General features: G+C 62.1%; 22 protein-coding genes. 14 read left to right on the top strand and 8 right to left on the bottom strand.

The features are described from left to right. The first annotated feature begins 14 nt into the window (after positions 1-14). The 4 genes from AC2FLM_RS20395 to AC2FLM_RS20380 are packed head-to-tail and all read left to right on the top strand — an operon-like array spanning position 15 to position 4,139. Positions 15-1,142 carry an ABC transporter ATP-binding protein gene (locus tag AC2FLM_RS20395; RefSeq protein ID WP_234138253.1) on the top strand — a complete coding sequence of 376 codons (1,128 nt, stop codon included), beginning with the start codon at positions 15-17 and terminating at the stop codon, positions 1,140-1,142. Continuing rightward, on the top strand, positions 1,142-2,023 hold the full coding sequence (locus tag AC2FLM_RS20390) for an ABC transporter permease subunit (RefSeq protein WP_496859715.1): 882 nt from the start codon (positions 1,142-1,144) through the stop codon (positions 2,021-2,023). Before AC2FLM_RS20395 ends, AC2FLM_RS20390 begins: the two co-directional genes overlap by 1 nt. Then, positions 2,020-2,835, top strand: a complete 816-nt coding sequence (locus AC2FLM_RS20385; protein ID WP_496859714.1) for an ABC transporter permease subunit — start codon at positions 2,020-2,022, stop codon at positions 2,833-2,835. Before AC2FLM_RS20390 ends, AC2FLM_RS20385 begins: the two co-directional genes overlap by 4 nt. Further along, a complete protein-coding gene (locus tag AC2FLM_RS20380) occupies positions 2,835-4,139 on the top strand; it encodes an NAD(P)/FAD-dependent oxidoreductase (RefSeq protein ID WP_496859713.1) in 1,305 nt (434 codons plus the stop codon). Before AC2FLM_RS20385 ends, AC2FLM_RS20380 begins: the two co-directional genes overlap by 1 nt. 4 nt (positions 4,140-4,143) lie before the next feature. Here AC2FLM_RS20380 and AC2FLM_RS20375 read toward each other — a convergent pair whose 3' ends face one another. The 3 genes from AC2FLM_RS20375 to AC2FLM_RS20365 are packed head-to-tail and all read right to left on the bottom strand — an operon-like array spanning position 4,144 to position 8,036. Continuing rightward, positions 4,144-5,043, bottom strand: a complete 900-nt coding sequence (locus AC2FLM_RS20375) for a phosphotransferase family protein (RefSeq protein ID WP_496859711.1) — start codon at positions 5,041-5,043, stop codon at positions 4,144-4,146. Positions 5,044-5,078: 35 nt separating this feature from the next. Then, on the bottom strand, positions 5,079-5,750 hold the full coding sequence (locus AC2FLM_RS20370) for a flagellar hook capping FlgD N-terminal domain-containing protein (protein ID WP_496859710.1): 672 nt from the start codon (positions 5,748-5,750) through the stop codon (positions 5,079-5,081). A 3-nt stretch (positions 5,751-5,753) separates the two neighbouring features. Then, positions 5,754-8,036, bottom strand: a complete 2,283-nt coding sequence (locus AC2FLM_RS20365; RefSeq protein ID WP_496859708.1) for a flagellar hook-length control protein FliK — start codon at positions 8,034-8,036, stop codon at positions 5,754-5,756. A gap of 107 nt (positions 8,037-8,143) precedes the next feature. Here AC2FLM_RS20365 and AC2FLM_RS20360 point away from each other — a divergent pair, with 107 nt between their 5' ends. The 6 genes from AC2FLM_RS20360 (at position 8,144) to AC2FLM_RS20335 (ending at position 11,843) form a co-directional block, all read left to right on the top strand. Continuing rightward, positions 8,144-8,431, top strand: coding sequence for a rod-binding protein (locus AC2FLM_RS20360; protein WP_496859707.1), 288 nt, complete (start codon positions 8,144-8,146; stop codon positions 8,429-8,431). After that, a complete protein-coding gene (gene flgN, locus AC2FLM_RS20355; RefSeq protein ID WP_496859706.1) occupies positions 8,421-8,780 on the top strand; it encodes a flagellar export chaperone FlgN in 360 nt (119 codons plus the stop codon). Before AC2FLM_RS20360 ends, flgN begins: the two co-directional genes overlap by 11 nt. A gap of 210 nt (positions 8,781-8,990) precedes the next feature. Then, on the top strand, positions 8,991-10,202 hold the full coding sequence (locus tag AC2FLM_RS20350; protein WP_234144448.1) for a flagellin: 1,212 nt from the start codon (positions 8,991-8,993) through the stop codon (positions 10,200-10,202). Between the two features lie 68 nt (positions 10,203-10,270). After that, positions 10,271-10,648, top strand: coding sequence for a flagellar biosynthesis regulator FlaF (flaF, locus tag AC2FLM_RS20345; protein WP_234220265.1), 378 nt, complete (start codon positions 10,271-10,273; stop codon positions 10,646-10,648). Continuing rightward, positions 10,645-11,049: a flagellar biosynthesis repressor FlbT gene (flbT, locus tag AC2FLM_RS20340; protein WP_234138298.1), complete on the top strand. Its 405-nt coding sequence runs from the start codon at positions 10,645-10,647 to the stop codon at positions 11,047-11,049. Before flaF ends, flbT begins: the two co-directional genes overlap by 4 nt. After that, positions 11,046-11,843, top strand: a complete 798-nt coding sequence (locus tag AC2FLM_RS20335; protein WP_496859705.1) for a DUF1217 domain-containing protein — start codon at positions 11,046-11,048, stop codon at positions 11,841-11,843. The genes flbT and AC2FLM_RS20335 overlap by 4 nt, the downstream gene beginning before the upstream one ends. A gap of 12 nt (positions 11,844-11,855) precedes the next feature. Here the strand turns inward: AC2FLM_RS20335 and AC2FLM_RS20330 are convergent, their stop codons facing one another. From AC2FLM_RS20330 to AC2FLM_RS20320, 3 genes are all read right to left on the bottom strand, one after another. Beyond that, complete coding sequence (locus tag AC2FLM_RS20330) at positions 11,856-13,433, bottom strand: DUF427 domain-containing protein (protein ID WP_496859704.1); 1,578 nt, start codon at positions 13,431-13,433, stop codon at positions 11,856-11,858. A gap of 376 nt (positions 13,434-13,809) precedes the next feature. Then, the gene (locus tag AC2FLM_RS20325; RefSeq protein WP_234138326.1) at positions 13,810-14,511 is read right to left on the bottom strand and encodes a winged helix-turn-helix domain-containing protein; all 702 of its coding nucleotides are present in this window, start codon (positions 14,509-14,511) and stop codon (positions 13,810-13,812) included. Continuing rightward, positions 14,483-14,770 (bottom strand): hypothetical protein, encoded by a 288-nt coding sequence (locus AC2FLM_RS20320; protein WP_234138334.1) that lies wholly within the window; start codon positions 14,768-14,770, stop codon positions 14,483-14,485. The genes AC2FLM_RS20325 and AC2FLM_RS20320 overlap by 29 nt, the downstream gene beginning before the upstream one ends. A gap of 179 nt (positions 14,771-14,949) precedes the next feature. Between AC2FLM_RS20320 and AC2FLM_RS20315 the strand changes: the two genes are divergently transcribed. From AC2FLM_RS20315 to AC2FLM_RS20300, 4 genes are all read left to right on the top strand, one after another. After that, complete coding sequence (locus AC2FLM_RS20315; RefSeq protein ID WP_234138337.1) at positions 14,950-15,426, top strand: hypothetical protein; 477 nt, start codon at positions 14,950-14,952, stop codon at positions 15,424-15,426. Positions 15,427-15,523: 97 nt separating this feature from the next. Next, complete coding sequence (gene rnhB / locus AC2FLM_RS20310; RefSeq protein ID WP_234144440.1) at positions 15,524-16,141, top strand: ribonuclease HII; 618 nt, start codon at positions 15,524-15,526, stop codon at positions 16,139-16,141. A gap of 106 nt (positions 16,142-16,247) precedes the next feature. Then, on the top strand, positions 16,248-17,351 hold the full coding sequence (locus tag AC2FLM_RS20305) for a site-specific DNA-methyltransferase (protein WP_496859703.1): 1,104 nt from the start codon (positions 16,248-16,250) through the stop codon (positions 17,349-17,351). Positions 17,352-17,510: 159 nt separating this feature from the next. After that, complete coding sequence (locus tag AC2FLM_RS20300; protein ID WP_496859701.1) at positions 17,511-18,887, top strand: adenylate/guanylate cyclase domain-containing protein; 1,377 nt, start codon at positions 17,511-17,513, stop codon at positions 18,885-18,887. Positions 18,888-18,893: 6 nt separating this feature from the next. Here the strand turns inward: AC2FLM_RS20300 and AC2FLM_RS20295 are convergent, their stop codons facing one another. Together AC2FLM_RS20295 and mutY are read right to left on the bottom strand one after the other, a co-directional pair. After that, on the bottom strand, positions 18,894-20,027 hold the full coding sequence (locus tag AC2FLM_RS20295) for an alkane 1-monooxygenase (protein ID WP_496859700.1): 1,134 nt from the start codon (positions 20,025-20,027) through the stop codon (positions 18,894-18,896). 60 nt (positions 20,028-20,087) lie between these two features. After that, positions 20,088-21,143 carry an A/G-specific adenine glycosylase gene (gene mutY / locus AC2FLM_RS20290; protein ID WP_496859699.1) on the bottom strand — a complete coding sequence of 352 codons (1,056 nt, stop codon included), beginning with the start codon at positions 21,141-21,143 and terminating at the stop codon, positions 20,088-20,090. Between the last annotated feature and the right edge of the window lie 8 nt (positions 21,144-21,151).

Here is a 21,151-nt window from a genome sequence, read left to right as displayed (position 1 = left end):
TACGGGGGCCAGCCTTGCAATCATCGACCTTCGCGCCTTGGGAAGACCCCGATGCGAAACCGCTGATCCGTTTCAAGAACGTGACCAAGCGGTTTGGCGAATTCACCGCCATCGACAACCTGACGCTGGATATTTTCGAGCGCGAGTTCTTTGCCCTGCTTGGCCCGTCCGGCTGTGGCAAGACCACGATGATGCGCATGCTGGCCGGATTTGAAACCGCCACCGAGGGCGTTATCGAACTGGCCGGTCAGGACATTGCGCCGGTTCCGCCGAACAAGCGCGCGGTGAACATGATGTTTCAGTCCTATGCCTTGTTCCCGCATCTCAGCGTCTGGGACAACATAGCCTTTGGCCTGCGTCGCGACAGCAAGTCCAAGGACGAGATCAAGGCCCGCGTCGAAGAGATGCTACGCCTGGTCCGGCTGGAGAAATTCGCCCATCGCAAACCGCACCAGATATCGGGCGGTCAACGGCAGCGAGTGGCACTGGCCCGATCGCTGGCCAAGGCACCGAAACTGTTGCTGCTGGACGAGCCGCTGGGCGCGCTGGACAAGAAACTGCGCCAGGATACCCAGTTCGAACTGATGGATATCCAGGAGAAGACGGGCACCACATTCGTGATCGTGACCCACGATCAGGAAGAGGCAATGACCGTGGCCAGCCGTGTCGCGGTCATGGATCAGGGCCAGCTGATGCAGGTCGCCACGCCTGACCGCATCTATGAAACCCCCAATTCCGTCTATGTGGCCGACTTCATCGGCGACGTGAACATCATCGAGGGCCGCGCCACGCCCGAGGGCGAAGACGGCTATCACATCGACTGGGCCGAGGGGCAGCCGGCGCTGACCGCGAAATCCTCTGCCAAGTTCGACAAGGGGCAGAAATGCCATCTGGCCATCCGACCCGAAAAAGTGGCAATCAGCGCCGAACGCCCCGCCGACGCCGCCAATGCGGTACAGGGACGGGTGCATGACATCGCCTATCTCGGCAACCTGTCCACCTATTACGTCGAACTCGCGGACGGTTCGATCATCAAGGCGCAGACCTCGAACACGCGCCGCATCTCGCGCCGCAGCTTTACCTGGGAAGACACCGTCTGGCTGTCATGGACAGCCACGGCGGGTGTGCTGCTGGCAAACTGATGCGCCGGTTCCTGCTGATCGCCATTCCCTATGCCTGGCTTCTGGTGCTGTTCCTGGTGCCCTTCGCCATCGTGTTCAAAATCTCGCTGTCGGATGCGGCCATCGCCCGGCCGCCCTATTTCCCGCAATTCGACTGGGCCGAAGGCATCATGGCCTTTGTCCGGGAACTGGATTTCGAGAATTTCATCTTTCTGACCGAAGATGACCTGTATTGGAAAGCCTATCTGAGCAGTCTCAAGATCGCGCTGACAGCGACGGTACTGACATTGGTGGCGGGCTATCCCATTGCCTATGCCATGGCGCGCGCGCCCGAGGAATGGCGCCCGACCCTGATGATGTTGGTGATCCTGCCGTTCTGGACGTCGTTCCTGATCCGCGTCTATGCGTGGATGGGTATCCTGTCGAACGAAGGCTACCTGAACCAGATCCTGCTCTGGACCGGGATCATCTCAGAGCCGCTGACCATTCTGAACACCAATACGGCGGTCTATATCGGTATCGTCTATACCTATCTGCCCTTCATGATCCTGCCAATCTATTCGGCGCTTGACCGGCTGGACGGGTCGCTGATCGAGGCCGCCGAGGATCTGGGCTGTTCGCGGGCGCAGGCCTTTTGGCTGGTCACCATCCCGCTGTCCCGGCCTGGTATCATCGCGGGCTGTTTCCTGGTCTTCATTCCGGTTTTGGGTGAGTTTGTGATCCCCTCGCTGTTGGGCGGGTCCGGCACGCTGATGATCGGCAAGGTCCTGTGGGAAGAGTTCTTCTCGAACCGCGACTGGCCGGTTGCCTCGGCGGTGGCCGTGGTGCTGCTCTTGATCCTCGTGGTGCCCATCGTGCTGTTCCAGCGCAACCAGCAGAAACAGGCGGAGGCCGAGAAATGAACAGGATGAGCTGGTTCAACACCGTGTCGCTGACATTGGGGTTTGCGTTTCTCTACATCCCGATGCTGATCCTGATCGTCTACAGCTTCAACGAGAGCAAGCTGGTGACGGTCTGGGCCGGGTTCTCGACCAAATGGTATGGCGAGCTGTTCCAGAATGATGCGTTCCTGAACGCGGCCTGGGTCACACTCAAGGTTGCCGTGATGTCCTCGACCCTGGCCACCATCCTGGGCACGATGGCGGCGCTGGTGCTGGTGCGGGCAGGACGGTTCATGGGCCGTACCCTGTTCTCGGGCATGATCTATGCGCCGCTGGTGATGCCCGAGGTGATCACCGGCCTGTCGCTCTTGCTGCTCTTCATCGGGATCGGTCTGGATCGCGGCGTGATGACCATCGTATTGGCGCATACGACCTTTGCCATGTGTTATGTCTCGGTGGTGGTGTCCTCGCGGCTGGTTACTTTCGACCGCTCGCTGGAAGAGGCGGCGCTGGATTTGGGCTGTTCCCCGGCCGAGGCCTTTCGGTTGGTTACCCTGCCCATCATCGCGCCTGCGGTGATCTCGGGCTGGCTTTTGGCCTTTACCCTGTCGCTGGACGATCTGGTGATCGCCTCCTTTACCTCGGGTCCTGCGGCGACCACCCTGCCGATCAAGATCTTCTCGGCGGTGCGTCTTGGGGTCAGCCCCGAGATCAACGCGCTTAGCACGATCATGATTGGCATCGTCACCGTTGGCGTGATCAGCGCCTCGTTGATCTCGAAACAGGCGTTGGTGCGCCAGAAACGGGATGAACAGGCGGCGGCCCGCGGCTGATGCGTCGGATCTTTTCCGAGTATGCCTATGGTGACGGGCCGCGCGCGGGCTGCTGGTGGGACGAGACCATCGCCGCGCCGGACTGGCCCGTTGCGGCGGGCGACATTCGAGCGGACGTCGCGATTATCGGCGGTGGTTTCACCGGCATGTCGGCCGCGTTGCACCTTGCCGAAAGCGGGGTATCGGTTGCGGTGTTCGAGGCCAAGGCCCCCGGTTGGGGCGCTTCGGGCCGCAATGGCGGGTTCTGCTGTCTGGGCGGTTCCAAGCTGAGCGATGCCCAGAAACGCAGACGTTATGGCGCCGAGGGCGCGCGCGCGTTCGATGACGCCGAGAGAGAGGCGGTTGCTCTTGTCGCCAGCCTGATTGAACGGCACCTGATCAGTGCTGACACCCACTCGCATGGCGAAACACAATTGGCGCATAACGCCCGCGCCATGGACGCGCTGCGCCGTCAGGCAGACGCGGGGCATGGTCGTCTTCACGAGAAACACGAGCTGGCGACCGAAGGTCTGAACGGAGAGTTCCTGGGCGGGCTGACCAGCGATGTCGGTTTTGCCTTGAACCCGCGCAAATACCTGTTCGGCCTGGCTGCTGCTGCTGCGACGTCGGGTGCGCGCCTGTTCCAAAACAGCCCTGTCAACCGGATCGAGCAGGGCGCGCGGGGCCATATCCTGCATACGCCAAAGGCCCGGATCGAGGCAGAGACCGTACTGATCTGCACCAACGGCTATTCCAGCGAGGACATGCCTCCCTGGCTTGCTGGCCGTTACATGCCCGCGCAGTCGAGCGTCATGGTCACCCGCCCCCTGTCCGATACGGAACTGCGGGCGCAGGGCTGGACCTCGGACCAGATGGCCTATGACACGCGCAACCTGCTCCACTATTTTCGCCTGATGCCTGACCGGAGGTTTCTGTTCGGTATGCGCGGTGGGCTGCTGTCCTCTCCCCGTGCCGAGGCCAGTATCCACGCCCGGTTGCGTCGGCATTTCAATGCGATGTTCCCGGCATGGACGGGGGTCGAGGCAACCAACTTGTGGTCCGGGATGGTCTGTCTGACCCGGGGGTTGATGCCCTATGTCGGCTCGGTGCCGGGGACGCCGGGCCTGTTTGCCGGGCTTGCCTATCACGGCAACGGGGTGGCGATGGGAACCTATTCTGGGCGCGCATTGGCGCGGCTGGCGCTGGGCTCGGACCCCGGTTTGCCACACGCGATGAAGACACCCTTGGCGCGTTTTCCCCTTGGCCGGTTCCGCCGTGCGATCATGCCGCCGGTCTATCTGGTGCTGGGTTTGGGTGATCTCTGAACGGTCAGCAGGCCGCCAGTGCCGCGCTCTCAAGCTCAAAGGCCGGGGCATAATCGGGTGCCCCGTTCTGAGCCCGCCAAAGGCAATAGGCCGCCATGCGCCAGTGAAACCACGGCTTCAGCGCCAGGTAACGAACTACCGTTTCCCGGTTCTCATAGGTAGCTAGAAACTGGCTCTCTTCGGTCGCGGTCAGGGGAGCGCCTCGATAGACCTGCTGCATGGCCGGTGACAGGAACATAGCCAAATCCTCGGCCGGGTCGCCGATGGCGGGGCATTGCCAGTCGATCAGGACAGCCCGCGTGTCCGATACCAGTAGATTGCCCGCAACCGGGTCGCCATGGATCAGGCAGGTCGGCCCTGCTTCGACCGGCGCAGTGTACGGGCGCATTCGAATGAGTTTGCCGCGCTCTGGTTCAGCGCAGCGCGTCAGAATGGCCAGGGCATGCTGGCTGATGGCGGCGCTGCCGTTACAACCGGGCGGTGCGGTGACATCGGGTGATTGCGCATGCAGGTCGGCCAGAACACGGGCCGCGATGGCGCAATCCGCTCGCCATGGGGCGCCGGGCGCATGATCGTAGACAACCCATGCCTCTTGCCCATTGGTGCCAGAGGCGCGCAATTGTGGGGCAAGGCCGGTTCCTGAGAGCCGTTCGAGGCAGAGCGCCTCAAGCCGGGCGTCATTTCCGAACAGAGGATTGTCGAAGTCCCTGCGATAGAGTTTCAGAACCAGATCGTCGGCCGGGCCGTGCAGCCGCCAGACACGATTGGTCCGCCCGCCATAGAGCGTCTCGAACCGGTCGCCGGCCTGCACCAGACCACGTTTGCGCAGCTGCGCGACCAGCTCCTGAGGCGGGATATCCGGGTTCTCGATCAGCTCGACCTCGGGCTTTTGGGCGCAGGTCAAACTGGACTGTGCCCATGGCCCCGCGGGCCGCAAGATCAGCTGTTCGCCCGCACAGCGGTTACCATGCTGGCCAAAATCGCCTGTCCGCCGTCAAGGATCAAGATCACTTCGCCATTCTCGACCTGTGCTTCGCGCACCGTGTGATAGACGGCCGCAGCCTTGTCCAGCAGCAACTCGTCCGCCTTGTAGCTCTGGATGGTGAAGCTGTAGAGCCCATGCTCGCGCTCACTCCCGTCGCTTTCCTTGCCAGTCCAGACAACCGGCTCCGCAGAGACCGGCACTTGGTAGCGGTCAACGATCTCGCCCTGTGCGTCGCGCACCACCAGATAGGCCTTGTCGGCGGCCGCAAGCGGGGCGGGTGATACTGTGACCGGCGCACCGTTGAAATTGGCAGGGGCCACAGCGCGGGCCTGCTTGTCGATCCAGCCCGACAACTTGGCCATATCTGTGGCGCCAAGCTTTTCGACCAAAGCGGCGAGCATATCGTTGGTCTTGGTCTGCTGCTCGACCATCGAGAACTGCGCCAACTGCGCGGCATATTCCGAGGAATCAAGCGGTTCCAGGGGGTCCTGATATTTTGCCTGGGTCGTCAGCATGCGGATGAACGTGTCGAAATCGGAACTTAGGCTGCGTTTTTCCTGTGTGCCGCTGGTTTGCCCGGCCTGCTGCTGCGCCGATGCAGGTGTCGAATTCACGTTTGTGACCATGTTTCAAAGCCTCATGTCCAGTCCGCTGGCGGCGATGCGCGGCCGGTCTTTGGCTGTGTCCGGACGGTCTGTTTCTGCTGTTTCGGAAATCTCGCCCCTCCCACCGGAGCGCTGATGCGGGTCACCGTGCGCACCGCTATGGGTTCCCCCGAAGCTGAAGGAAACGTCGGCATATCCCATCTGGCGGAACTCCGATGAAAGCTGATCGATATTGCGTCTCATCAGTTCAACGGTTTCCGGTCGCTCGGCGACGATTGTCAGGGTCAGGGTATCACCACGGGTTTTTAGGTTCATCTGGACGCGACCCAACTCTTCAGGGTCCAGGGCGATCTCGACACTGTCAGCACCGGTCTGACTTGCAACCGCGGTTGCCAACTGCCCGCCGATATGGCGGGCCGAGTCGGCCTGGTTGCCCGGTGCCGATGGCGCCATGGATATGCTGCCATGACCCGTCGACCCAAACGGCATATCCGGCGGCAATTCGATTCCGGCTTCGGGCCGTATCCCCAGTTCGGCGACGAAGCCTTCCTTGACCAAGTTGCTGGCAGGGAACGGCCTTGCGGTGTTCCAGGTCCGGGACTGTGTACCGGGTGTCGCTGAAGCTGCGCCCGACGCGGCTTGCGTAACGGGTTCCGTCCACCGCCGTGACATCGCGTCCGGTGGGGTGGTGGCTTCTGCTTGTGGCAGCGAAAGATGGGAGACGGAGCGCAATCTGCTGGCGGTCGCTTCCGCTGGAATGGCGGGGGCCCTTCCAGGTTCCTCCACCATGGCCCGCGGTTGATACTCCGAGCTGGCGCTTTTTACCGCCGCATGTTCCGGGATCCCGTCGCTTGTCATGCCTGGTAGGTGGGGTGTTTGATACCGGTCCGGAGATGCCGGTGTAGCAGCCAAGTCGGGCCGAACCGATGGAGTGGAGCGTGGCAATGCTGACGAGTCTGAACTTGACGCCATGTGCACGCTGGCCGGGCCGGCGAGATAGCGGGGTGCGCTGCTGGCTTGCTCTCTTGGCGCTTGCTGAGATTTGTCGATACGGGCGGTTTCACCCGCTGAGGATGGTTGCCCTGAAGATGGATCGGGATTTGGTGCAGCAGATCTGGGCTGGGCGGCGGTTTCCTCGGTGAAACCTCTGGCGGGAGCAGTCATGGCCACAGCCGGTTTGTCCGCTGCCGTGACACGGGGGGCATGTCGGAGACGAGGCGTGTCGATTTCCCGCGACGTGACCGCGTCTACGACGTCGCGCGGTTCGGTTTGACCCGTCGACACTACCAGTGCCTTGGCCTGCCGAACCGGGGGAGAATGGGACCCGGTATCGGTTTTCGTGGGCATCGCCCGGTTGAGGTCGGCGGTGGTGGTGGTGCGCACCCCGTCAGCATTCGTTGCGGATGAAACGGACGAGTTTCGTCCTTCCAATACCGGGTGCCCGCCGGTCGTTTGACCGGAAAGGCTCGTGCCAGGTTCAAAGTTTTGCGCCTGGGATTCGGTGATTGCCGCACCGCGCGGTCGTCGAGGTTCTTCGATTGAGCTTGGGCGAGGCGCCGGTTCTTTCGGCAAGACCTCCGTCTGAATGCGGGCTTCAAATGCTCCTGTCTCGAGGGTGCGTGTCGGGGTGGGTGCCAGGTCCTCGGCCACGGGCGCTCGCTCGGGCGCTGATCCTGACCAGGACGAGCGGTTCGAAGTAAGCGGCGGCGTGTCGGCATTGCCTGATGTCATCGAAACCTTGTCCGATGTGTCGCCGTCGATCGTCTCGACGGACACAGCGGAGGTTGTGGGACCCGGTTGCCACCACTGCGACATACCCGGTCGATAGGGTGAGAACAGGCGCGGCGGGGATGCCCCAGAGCCGGGTGCGGAAGCGTGTGGACGCGACTGTTGGTCCTTATTGTGCGCAATCTGCCCATGGCTGATCTGCTCGCTTTCGGCTGGCTCAGAGACAATCGGCCCAGCGGTATACCCCTTGTCTGCTTGGGCCTCTTCCAAACCGGCCTTGTCGCTGATTGCCCTTTGTCCTTTGTCTCGCGTTTCATGATCAGAAGCGTGTTGGCCGGTCTTGCCCTCGTTGCGCCCAGACTGCTCCAAATCATCTGGCTGTCCCGAAGTTTCGGGGTCTTCGGAAACGACTGCTTCGACCGTTTCCTGGATTTGTTTGATCTCGTTTTCGCCGTCGAACACGGCAGCGAAATCCGCGTTCGGGATACTAGTCACCGTCTGCTGGCGTGACGATACGATTCCCGCCTTTGCGGGTTGGCCGGCAAGCGGCGGGACATGGAAGCTGGTCGGTCCGGTCATGCGAATTTCTTTCGTTGCGAGACTGACCATTGCCGCAAACCGGTTACGTTTATTTTAACCGCTTATCTGTCTGATCGGGAAAGTTCGAAACAATTTCGAGGCGCCCGATGGAGATACCACTCACACCCCCAACCGCCCCCCGGCCCGGCAGATCCCAGTCGCCCGATGCCGCCTTGCGTGCGGTCGCGGTCGAGCTTGAGGCGACGTTTCTGGCCGAGATGCTCAAGGCTTCAGGCCTTGGCAAGTCACGCGACGCATTTGGCGGCGGCGCGGGCGAAGAGCAGTTCTCTTCGTTCCTGGTGCGCCAGCAAGCCGATCAACTGGCTCAATCCGGCGGCATCGGGTTGGCCGAATCACTCTTCAACGCATTGAAGGAGTCCCGCGATGGGCACTGAAGACCTCGACGACCTGATCGCCTCGCTTGACGAGCTGCTTGAACTGGAGCGCGGCGCGCTGGTTCGCGGAGAGCTGGAACAGCTTGGGCGCATGACAGAGGAAAAGGAAAGGCTGGTCGACAGGATCAATGCGGCGCCGGACCTGCGCCGCGACCAGCTGGGTTCGCTTCACCTCAAGGTGACCCGCAACCAGGCACTGCTCAGCAGTGCGCTGGAAGGGATCCGGGCAGTGGCCCATCGCATGTCGGAGCTGCGCAAGGTCAGGCAGGGGCTCGAGACCTATGACAGCTCAGGCCACAAGCAACGCTATGCAACGTCGGGTAACGCCCGGCTGGAGAAACGGGCGTGAGCGGGCAATTGAGTCAAATTCGCCGAAACCAGCATACCCTCTTTAGCAAACCATTAGGAGATCGGGGGCAAATCTGGCGTCGCACCTCGGAATGAGCGTGGCGCGAGACCGGCTCCCGGACTTTCGCACTCGTCAGAAAGACGTTTCCGAACGCCTGAAGGGGCGGATGCAAACCCGGGCCAAAGGCCCACAAGATCAAAGGATGATGCTATGTCCAGCATTCTGACGAACAATGGCGCAATGGTGGCGCTGCAAACTCTCAAGTCGGTCAACATGAATCTGGGGCAGACCCAGAACGCCATCTCGACCGGCAAGAACGTGTCCACCGCCAAGGACAACTCGGCCGTCTGGGCCATTTCGAAAGTGATGGAATCCGACGTCAAGGGGTTCAAGGCGATCAAGGACAGCCTGAGCCTGGGTGAATCGACGGTCGCCGTTGCCCGCAACGCGGCTGAAACCGTGACCGATCTGCTGACCCAGATGAAGGGCAAGATCGTTGCCGCACAAGAGGACAACGTTGACCGCACCAAGATCAACGCCGACGTCACCGCGCTGAAAGACCAGATCGCGGCCGTTGTGGGCGCGGCCCAGTTCAACGGGCTGAACCTGGTCAATGGCTCCGCGGGTTCCGCTTCGATCCTGGCATCGCTTGACCGTGACAATGCCGGCAACGTGACCGCGTCCTCGATCACGGTGACGGGGCAGGATCTGTCTACTGGCGGTTACACTGCCAACGACATCTTCTCGGGCAGCTCGGCGGGTGCATCGACAAATGGCGACACCGTGGCCATCGCGCTCGACAATGGTGGCGGCAACGAGCAGATCGAGATTGCCGAGAATGGCGCGGCTTTCGTGGCCGGTGACAAGGTCAGCATCACCGTTGGTGACGAGACCGTGTCCTATACGGTGACCGCCGACGATGCGGCAGCGACCACCACGGCAGACATCGTCGCTGTGGCCCTGAAGGCCAAGATCGACGATCTGGGTGTCGCCGGACTTGTCGTCGATTACGACAGCGGTACGCCGGGCACGCTCGACTTTACCAATGGTGGCGCGAACGACCTGACGGTGAGCGGCCAGTTCACCAATGCCGGATCTGGTGGATTGGGCGCGCTGAGCACGATCGACGTATCGACCGGTGTTGGTGCGACGGCCGCGCTTGCCACGGTCGAGACCCTGATCGACACCTCGATCGACGCCGCCGCAGCCTTTGGTTCGGTTCAGGGGCGGATCGAGACGCAAAAGACCTTCATCTCGAACCTGACCGACTCGCTGAAGTCGGGCATCGGTTCGATGGTGGATGCGGATATGGAAGAGACCTCGGCGCGCTTGCAGGCGCTTCAGGTCCAGCAGCAACTGGCGGTTCAGTCGCTGTCCATCGCCAACCAGGCGCCGCAGTCGATCCTGTCGCTGTTCCGCTAAGCGATCCTGCCGGGGCGTTCGCGCCCCGGCCCCTCACCGCCGACCTCTCCCAACTGTAAGGACATCACGTGAACGCGCTTCTTCAGGCACGACAGGCCTATTCGGCCGCTTCGGCTCCGACCCGGACGCCACGGAACATGGAATACGAAGTCCTGTCCCGGATCACCCACCGTATGCACAGCGCCGCCAAGCAGGGGCGCGCGGGGTTCGGCACATTGGTCGAGGCGCTGCACGAGAACAACCGACTCTGGGGGGTTCTGGCTGCCAATGTGGCAGAGGGCGAAAACGCCCTGCCGCCCGATCTGCGGGCCCGGCTTTTCTATCTGGCCGAGTTCACTCAGGTGCATACAAGCAAGGTGTTGCGACGCGAGGCTTCGCCGCGCCCCTTGCTTGAAATCAACACGGCCGTCCTGCGCGGCCTGCGTCAAGGGGGCGCGAGGGAATGAGCGGTTTGGTCCTGAAACTGGCACCCAAGGAGCGGGTTCTGATCAATGGCGCGGTGATCGAGAATGGTGACCGCCGCGGCAGATTGTCGATCATGACCCCTGATGCCAATATCCTGCGTCTGCGCGATGCGATCCATCCCGAAGAAGCAACGACTCCGGTGCGTCGGGTCTGCTATGCCGCACAACTGGTTTTGTCCGGCGACAGCGACCCCGAGCAGGCCAGAATGTCGCTGTTGCGCCGGATCGAGGAACTCAGCCAGGTTTTCACCGATCCCGACAGCCGCAAGGCGCTGGCGCAAGCGACCGAGGCACTGGTCGCGGATCATCCCTACAAATGCCTCAAGGCCCTGCGTACTCTTCTTCCTCGCGAGGAGCGCATTCTGGCGCTGCGACCGCAATGAGTTACCAGCCGGTTCTGATATCGGGCGGCATTGCCGGCTGGCGGTTTCTGCAACGGACCTATGATGCCCAGGCGCAGAGTTTCTCCAGTTCCGCAGCTCGCAATCGCGAAAGCTCCTACTTCATGGAGAAGATCGGTCAGGTGAAAACCGCCGAGTACCTGGTGTCGGACCGGCGGCTTTTGCAGGTGGCTTTGGGGGCGTTCGGCCTCGAGGATGATCTGAACAATACTTACTTTGTACGCAAAATCCTCGAAGACGGGACAACCTCGTCCGATGCTCTGGCCAACAAGCTTTCGGACAAACGCTATCGCGAGTTCTCCAAGGCGTTCGGACTGGGGCCGGGTGAGGTGCGGACAACCGGTCTGGTCACCTTCATGGAGGATATCGTTGCCAAGAACGAGGCGGCAGGGTTCGAACAGGCGATCGGCAAACAGGACGAAACCATGCGGATCGCTCTCTATGCGCAGCACGAGTTGAAGGCCCTTGCCGAAGACCGCTCAAGCGACAATGCCAAATGGTTCAGCCTGATGGGAGTTCCGCCGCTGCGCAAGATGATGGAAACCGCGCTGGGCCTGCCGTCGGGCCTTGGGCGTATCGACATCGACCAACAACTGGAGATATTCGAAGACAAATTGCAGGCGCTGACCGGCTCGTCCAAAGTGTCTCAGTTCACCGATCCGGAGATGCTGGACAAGGTGACCATTGCCTATCTGGCGCGATCACAGATCAACAGCCAATCGCTGGCAGCGTCAGCGGCCCAGAATGCGTTGACGCTGTTGGGCAATCTGCGGTGATCGGTGGGGCGGTCAGCTCTCGGGCTGTTGCGCCCGAAACATTGTCCGGTCGATCTCGACCGCATAGCAGGTCACGGGGTGTGAGACATTGTGCAACGCGACTTCACCCAGCGGCAGGCAATTGCCGCAGGCGCTTTCGACCTCTTCCGAGACGACAATTCTGTGCCCGGTGGCCTTGCCATAGTCGCCCAGCCGCGCCGCGATATTCGCAGCCTGACCGATCACGGTGAAATCGAGACGTTCCTTCGATCCGACATTGCCATAGGTGACCCGGCCATAGGCCAGCCCGATGGCACAATCCAGCGCCACGTCCCCTTCGGGCGTTTCGGTTAGCTTCGTAACGATCCCGGTTGCCGAGGTCATGGCCTGACGATGGGCGGTCTGGGCATCTGCGCCGGCAGGAAATACGGCAAGCACCGCGTCGCCGATGAACTTCAGGACCTCGCCCTCATGGGCATGCACGATTTCGGACACCGTCTCGAAGAACCGGTTCAACGCGCCGATATAGCTGGCGCGCCCCAACTCCTCTTCCAGCCGGGTCGATCCGCGCAGATCGCAGAACATGATCGCGGCGTCGATCTCGTCGCCGTCTCCACGGCGGATTTCGCCACCCAGAACCCGCGCACCGCTGCGCTTGCCGACATAGGTCTCCAGCAGTGACTGCGCATTCTCGCGCTGCATGAACACCTCGTAATAGCGGCCGATTACGGCGGAGCATTCAAAGATGAGGCCCAGATTGGCGGTGGTGAACCCGTCCGGGTGATCGCAGCTCATGGTCAAGACGTTGATGCGCCCGTCGGAAAACGGCATCGGCATGGCGACATAGTCGGTGGCGCCCTGCGCGCGCAACTCCTGCATGATCGGGAATTCTGTATCGGTCGGTCCGTCTGTCAACCGCTGACGGATGCCGCCCAGGCCGTTTGACACATGCCGCAGCGGGCTGTTGTTGAAGGCCGGATGATCGTGGATTTCATAGGTCGGCGCATAGGTCGAGATCTCGGCCTTCCCCTTTTCCCAGATGTAATGCTTGCCTGCGATCAGCGGATGCAGCGACCAGGCCAGAACGCTCAGCCGCGAAACCGCGATCCCGTGATCCAGCATCTTTTCGGCCAGCGCGCGGGTGAATTCCTCGGCCGTACGGAACGAAGCCGCACCGCGCAACAGCCAGTCGACAAGCGGGCCGCTGACATGGCCATCCGCCCCCTCGTTCAGGCTGTTGTCGCCCAGTTCGATCCGCGTATGGGCCTGCGGCATGAACCCGACATAACCGCGTATGCCGGCGCTCTCGGGTAAAGGCGTATCGTAGGACCAGACCGCATTGGCCACCTTCTCCGCGCCGACATACATGTCGCGGTAACTGGCGGTGCCCTTGAACGGGCAAAAGGTCTGAAGCTCGGTCGAATCTCCCAGCGGCACCAGCACGTCGTCGCGCGGGATGTAGATTGCCGGCGCCAGGCGGGTCTCGTACATCACCAATGCGCGGGTCGTTGCCGCCAGCAGCACATCGTTGCGATACACCTCGACCTTTCCGTCAAGCGGTTCGATACTGATGTCATAGCTCTGGGCCCGTGGGGTGGCATGGACGTTCATCGACATCCTCCTTTTTGCCCGTCAGGTCATAGGATGGGGGCAGGGGGGGTGAATGCCAAGGGCACGAAACTGAAATTATCGGTGAGGCAGCTGATGCGATCTCTTCTGATGACAGCTCTTGTCATTGCCCCAATTGCACCGCTCGAGGCGCAGCACAGCCGGATACCCCAGCCGACGCGGGATCAATGTATCTGTATCGCGGTCTGCCAGGCGACCAACCGTCCTGCCTGGGTCTCGGGGCCGCCGCCAACATGCCCGCATATCCGGGATGAGTTGATCCTCGACAATCGCGCCACCTGCGCCTGCCCGGCCTGGCCGCCCGCGCAATCGCAGTCGCGACCCGCGCCGGGACGCGAGTCGCCCAATCACTGATGCATCAGACCATCTGGATCACGCTTTTCTCGATCGCCAGCATATAACCGCGTTTGGCGATGTTCTTGACCAGCAGGGCGCTGATCATCTGGTTGCCCAGCGTGTCGCGCAGCCGCTTGATCCGGGTGGCCCCAGCGGCCTCGTCACAATCGGCGGCAGCCCGGCCCGAGATCACGGATTCGATCTGCGACCCCGATAGCACCTCGTCATCCATCCGCGCCTCGGCCAGCACGGCGAGGGTCTCGATGGCGGCGGGGGTCAGCTGGAACTCCATGTTGTTGAGGTAGACGGTGTTCTCCTCGCGGCTGATCAGCAGCGAGGTCACCTGAATGCCGGTGCGCTCGATCTGGGCCATGCGACGGTTGAGCAGCACCAGCATCGCCAGAAAGGCCAGTGCCGCGATCATCATGGCACTGGCAAAGACCAGCAGCACGAAAATTACCATGCGATAGCTCGACAGGGTGTCGGCAAAGGCGGTGCCGGATTGGGCCAGGATCTCCAGCAGCCGGATCTCGGCCTGGGTGGTCAGATCGTTTTCGATGAACACCCGCTCGACCCGCGCGTTGAACGCGTTGGCGTCGGGCAGGGTCAGCAGCAGAAAGGTGGCCGCCGTCGCCAGGATGACGACGATGGCGGCGATGCCGAACCCGATCAGCCGGGTACCTGACCGGCGTGCCTCAGAAACGGAGAAAATAGGGTCCGGCATCGGCCTTCCTCTGGTCCAGTCCCTCGGGTCCAAAGACCGAAAGCACGTTGAGCAGGGTCCAGCCGGCAGCTTGCAGGCGGGCGGCGACCTCGGGTGTGGCCTGTCCGGCGGAACAGCCGGAGACCTGCATGACACCGTAATGCAGCCGCAACGGCTGTTCCTGCTTGGCCTTGTAATCGGCATAGCATTCCGCGGCGCCGGCGCTGGCGGGGGCCGCGATCAGGGCCAGAAGGGCCAGGATTTGGGAGAACTGTTTCATGGCCATTATCCTGCGCCCTGAGGCGAGGATATTCAATAACCGCAGGGCGATAGCGGGGCTGATATCGGATAACAGAGGGGCGATATTGCTTGTCCGGACGGGGCGGGCGCAGGTTTGGCACATCACCACCGCCCGTGACGATGCGGGCCAGAGAACAGACAACCGAAAGGATCCCTCTCATGCACCGCAAGTTCATCGCTCTTGTCCTGTCCACCGCCATCGCCGTCACTGGTGTCTCTGTCAGCCAGGCTCGTGCCGCCGATGCGCATGACATTCTGGGTGGTCTGGCGGCCATCGCCATCCTGGGTGCCGCCGTTCATCACTATGACAAGAAGAAGGATCGCCGCCGCCAGCAAGAGCACGCCACCCGCAACCAACACAACCCGTATCCGACGCATGACCCGCATCGCCGCGCCAAGCCGCTGCCGACCGATGTGGCACGCTATAATCTGCCGTCGCGCTGCTTGCGCGAGGCGGATGGCTATCGCGGTCATGGTCCGGTGCTGGGTGCACGTTGCCTGACGCGGCATTATGGCCATGCCAACAGTCTGCCGCAGCAGTGCAAGGTGTCCTATTGGAATGGCGAGCGGACCCGGAACGCTTACGAGCCCAACTGCCTGCGCCAGTTCGGCTATCGCGTCGCCTATTCCAACTGAGGTCGAGCAGGAGGCCCGTAAGGGGCCGTGGGGCAGGGGGCATGGCTCCCTGCCTTTTTGCTTGTCCCGAGACGTGAATTCAGGTCAACCAAGGGGCATGACACAGCCTGATTACCAGCTCGAAGCGGCCCTGACAGAGCAAGGCCGCATTCGTATCGCCGGCGTTGACGAGGTTGGGCGCGGCCCATTGGCCGGCCCGGTGGTTGCAGCGGCGGTGGTGCTGGACCCTGCGGCCATTCCTGCGGGGCTGAACGATTCCAAGAAACTGACGGCCGCCCGGCGCGAGCGGTTGTACGATATCCTGCATGCCAGTGCTCAGGTGAGCATCGCCGAGGCCAGCGTCGAGGAGATCGACGCCCTCAACATCCTGCGCGCCTCGCATCTGGCTATGGAGCGTGCGGTGGCCGCTCTGGACCCGGCACCCGATTTCCTGCTGATCGACGGAAACCTGATTCCCGCCGGGCTCAGCATCCCGTCGCAGGCGGTGATCAAAGGCGACGGGCGGTCGGTGTCGATTGCGGCGGCCTCGATTGTGGCAAAAACATGGCGCGATCGGCTGATGGTGGATTTGGCGCAACAGCATCCCGGCTATGGTTGGGAACGCAACGCCGGATACCCGACAAAAGAGCATCGTGCGGCTTTGCAAGATCTTGGCGCAACCCCACACCATAGGCGTTCTTTCAAGACAGTGCACAAGATATTGTATCAAGAGTAAATCGTAACTCGCTGATTCAAAAAAGAAATTGACCGCGAATCCGGTTTGACTCATCCTGTCATCAACCAAATGAGCGCAAAAAGCGCCGTGGAACTTGAGGCAGACTATGACGACGACCAAGACAAAGGGCGCAACAGCGCTCCCTTTAAACACGATTTTAGCCGGCGACTGCATCGACGTGATGAACGCGATGCCAGAGGCGTCGGTGGATCTGATCTTTGCCGATCCGCCATATAACCTGCAACTCAAGGGCCAGCTGCATCGCCCCGACAACAGCCAGGTGGACGCGGTCGATGACCACTGGGACCAGTTTTCCAGCTTTGCCGCCTATGACCAGTTCACGCGCGACTGGCTGAAGGCCGCCCGGAGACTGTTGAAACCCAATGGCGCGATCTGGGTGATCGGCTCCTATCACAACATCTTCCGGGTCGGCTCGGCGCTTCAGGATGCGGGGTACTGGATCCTCAACGACGTGGTATGGCGCAAATCGAACCCGATGCCGAATTTCCGCGGCAAGCGGTTCACCAATGCCCATGAGACGATGATCTGGGCGTCCAAGGCCGAAGGCGCCAAGTACACGTTCAACTATGAGGCGCTCAAGGCGCTGAACGAAGGTGTGCAGATGCGCAGCGACTGGGTCATGCCGATCTGCACCGGGCATGAGCGGCTCAAGGATGAAAACGGCGACAAGGCGCATCCCACGCAAAAGCCCGAGGCGCTGCTGCACCGGGTTCTGGTCAGCTCGACCAATCCGGGTGATGTGGTGCTCGACCCGTTCTTTGGCACCGGCACCACCGGTGCGGTCGCCAAGATGCTGGGCCGCGAGTTCATCGGCATCGAGCGTGAGGAAGCCTATCGCAAGGTCGCCGAAAAACGTATCGCCAAGGTGCGCAAGTTCGACCGCGAGGCGCTGGAAGTCAGCGCCAGCAAACGGGCCGAGCCCCGCATTCCCTTTGGTCAGTTGGTTGAGCGCGGCATGCTGCGTCCGGGCGAAGAGCTTTACAGCATGAACCAGCGGCACAAGGCCAAGGTGCGCGCCGATGGCACGCTGATCGGCCAGAATATCAAGGGTTCCATCCACCAGGTGGGCGCGCATCTGGAAAATGCGCCGTCGTGCAATGGCTGGACCTACTGGTGCTTCAAGCGTGACGGCAAGACGGTGCCGATCGATGTTCTGCGCCAGCAAATCCGGGCGGAACTGGAAAACTGACCTCGTAAGATCCCAAGAATACCGCCGGTGCCTGTGGCCTGACACATGGCACTACACCTTGCCCCGCCGCATGTCGGCGGGGTTTTTTCTTTGTCGCACCCGGTACCCGCGCCGGCCTATTATGCCTATCTGTAAGGGCAGGAACGAAGGAAAGCACTCATGACCGACAGCACAGCCGCGCCTCCGCGCCGTGAGCGGTTCTTTTTCACCCAGCCCGACGAGTTCGATTTCGACAACCGGTTTACTCAGGCGGCGCTGAGCAAGCACAAGCGCGAAGGGCTGGAACTGGCGGTGCGCGCGCGCTGGGTCGCGATGGCAGTGATCTCGGTGCTGCTCATCTTTGTGAACCCGCATTGGGACGTGATCTATTACCACGGCATTCTGGCGCTGCTCGCTGTCAATGGCTGGTTCATCCGGCGGGCGGGGCGTGTCGGGCAATCGCGGCTGGAGCTCTTGCTGATCCTTGCCGATCTGCTGATCATGACGTTGGGCATGGTGATACCCAACCCGCTGTCCGACGACGTGCGACCGCTGGCGATGCAGTACCGGTTCGACAATTTCCAGTACTTCTTTGTCATCCTGGCGGCGGGGACGCTGGCCTATTCCTGGCGTACGGTGATTACAATCGGCACATGGACCGCGATCCTGTGGACGCTTGGCTGGGTTGTTGCACGGTGGCAGTCCGAGCCAATTGCCGAGCTAAGCGCCCGCGCGCAGGCGGCATTTGCGGATTTCCCCGACGTGGCCGAAGTGATGGAGCCCAACAGCTTCATGGTTCAACTCCGCGTGCAAGAGGTGGTGGTGTTCCTGATCGTTGCGGTCACGCTCGGGGTGACTGTACGGCGTTTCAACCGGCTCTTGACCACCAATGCCGGGCTGGAACGCGAACGCGCCAACCTGTCGCGCTATTTCTCGCCCAATGTGGTCGATGCGCTCAGCCAGAATGACGAGCCGCTGAAACAGGTGCGGCAACAGGATATCGCCGTTTTGTTCATCGACATCATCGGCTTTACCCGTTTTGCCGCAGGGCGCGACCCCTATGAGGTGATCGAGGTGCTGCGTGGTTTTCACGCCCGGATGGAGGGTGAAGTGTTCCGCCATAACGGCACACTCGACAAATACCTGGGGGACGGGCTGATGGCGACATTCGGCACCCCGGTGGCCGGCGAGACCGATGGCAGCAACGCGCTGGCCTGTGCCCGCGCCATGGCCAAGGTGATCGGTGATTGGAACCGCGAGCGCCGCCGCCAGGGCGAGCCCGAGATCCGGGCCGGGATCGGTGTGCATTACGGCCCTGCGGTTCTGGGTGATATCGGTGCCAATCGGCTGGAATTCGCTGTGATCGGAAACACGGTGAACGTTGCCGCCAAGCTGGAAGCCCAGTCGCGGGTCTATGACGCCGGCATTGTGATCAGCGACGATCTGCGCCGCCAGGTGGAGGTAGAGGGTGGGGCGATCCTGATGGATGGGTTCGACGAACGCCGGGACGAGATGATCCCGGGCATGACGGATCCGATGGCGGTCTGGGTTCTGTAACAGTACTCAACGCGGGGTCGGGTTCAGCGCCTTGTTATAGGGCTTCCAGTCGGTGATTTCGGGGTAATACCGGTGCCGCCAAGCCCGCACACGCGGGTTCATCACTCGCCGCCAGAGCGGTGGGATCATCGCCGCCACCGTCATCACCGGATAGCCATAGGGCAACTGCGGCGCATCCGCCTCGGTATGGTTTTGCAACAGGGGAAACCGCCGGTCGGGCTTGTAGTGATGGTCCGAATGGCGTTGCAGGTTGATCAGCAGCCAGTTCGAGGCCTTTTGCGCCGCGTTCCAGGAATGGCGCGGCATCACATGTTCGTATTTGCCGTCGCCCAGGTATTTGCGGGTCAGGCCGTAATGCTCGACATAGTTCACCAGTTCCAACTGCCAGATCGCGGTGCCTGCCTGCACCAGGAACAGGCCGATCCCGGCCCAACCGCCCAGCAGCCCGGCCAGCGCCAGCATCAACCCCTGCAAGGCCCAATAGCGCCAGAACGGATTGGCCGGATCGGTCCAGCGCCGGTCCTTGCGGGCCAGCATCTCGCGTTCTGCGCGAAAGGCCGAGCGTAGGCATTGCACCAGGACGCGCGGATAGAACCTGTGGAACCCCTCGTTGTAACGCGCGGTGACAGGGTCGCGCGGGGTGCCCACATGGCGGTGGTGCACCAGAAGGTGCTCGGACCGGAAATGCGAGTAAAGCACCATGGCCAGCAGGATATCGCCCAGCCAGCGCTCAAACCGGTTCTTCTGATGCATCAATTCGTGGGAATAGTTGATGCCGATGGTCCCGGTAATCACCCCGACCCCAAAGAACAGCGCGATCTTTTCACCGGTCGACAGGTGTTCGGCGCGCGTGGCGTACCAGATCAGCCCGTAAAGCGTGACGAATTGCAGCGGCACCCAGAGCTTGGGCAGCAGGATGTACCAGCCCAACGCCTCGTCACCGGTCTGGGGGTCGGCGTTTTCCTCGTTGAGGCCCGTTACCTGATCGTAAACCGCAAACGCCCACCAGGTCGAAAGCGGCACCGCCAACAGCCACCATCCGCCCTGGCTGGCCACGATCCAGACCAGCGGGATCAGAAGGAAGGACAGCCAGAACGGCAAGGCACTTTGCCAACGGGCCAGGGTTTCCGTGGGGATCATTGCAGGCTCCACATCCGAATGCCTGAAACATAACTGTTTTTTCGGGGTCTGCCCATGACGCTATTGGCCGCGCCAGAGGTCGAAGGCCTTGCGCATCACCGTGGGCAGGTCTGATGGGCGAAAGGCGTGTTTGTCGATGATGACCAGCCCCTCGGGCGCGGTGTCGACCTCTAGCGGTGCCGTATGAATGCGCAGGATCAGGTGGAAATGGGTAAAGGTGTGGCGCACCTCTGCGGGCAGTTCGCGCCATTGGGCCTCGAAGGGGGGAGAGGGTTCGGGGGCCTCGGACCAGTCCGAACCGGGCCAACCCAACATGCCGCCCAACAGACCCTTGTCCGGGCGACGCTCCATCAGCCAGCCACCGTCGGAATGCTGCGCCAGATAGACATGCCCATGGCGGATCGGCTTGGGCTTTTTGGGGCTTTTGCGGGGCAGGTCGGCGGCGGTGCCGCGCTGGCGGGCTAGGCAGGGGGGGCGCAGCGGACAGATTCCGCAGGCGGGCGAGCGCGGGGTGCAGATCGTCGCGCCCAGATCCATCACCGCCTGGGCGTGATCGCCGGGCCGCTTGGCCGGGGTTATCGCGGCGGCGTGCTCCTTCAGCACCGGCTTCACGCCCGGAAGCGGCTCTTGCACGTCGTGTAGCCGCGCCATCACCCGTTCCACATTACCGTCCAGCACCGTCTCGGACCGGTCAAAGGCGATGGCGGCGATGGCAGCGGCGGTATAGGGGCCGATGCCGGGCAGGGCGATCAACCCCTCGTAGCTGTCGGGGAACTGGCCGCCGTGCTCCTCACTTACCGCGCGCGCACATTTCAGCAGATTGCGGGCGCGGGCGTAATAGCCAAGGCCCGCCCATTCTCCCATCACCGCCTCGTCCGGTGCGGCAGCCAGTGCCGCAATCGTTGGCCAGCGGGTGGTGAAGCGGTGGAAATAGTCGCGCACTGCCGCCACGGTGGTCTGTTGCAGCATCACTTCTGACAGCCAGACGCGATAGGGGTCGGGGCGCGTGCCTGCCGCGCGCGCAGCTGGCCCCACCCGCCACGGCATTTCGCGCGCGTGGCGGTCGTACCAGTCGAGCAGCGCACCGCTCACGTCAAAGTGTTGGAGGTCGCGCACGAAAATTC

This window comes from Ruegeria sp. SAZD011 (assembly GCF_059612545.1).
Note: the sequence above shows the minus strand (reverse complement) of the source record. Positions and strands in the feature narration are given on the sequence as shown.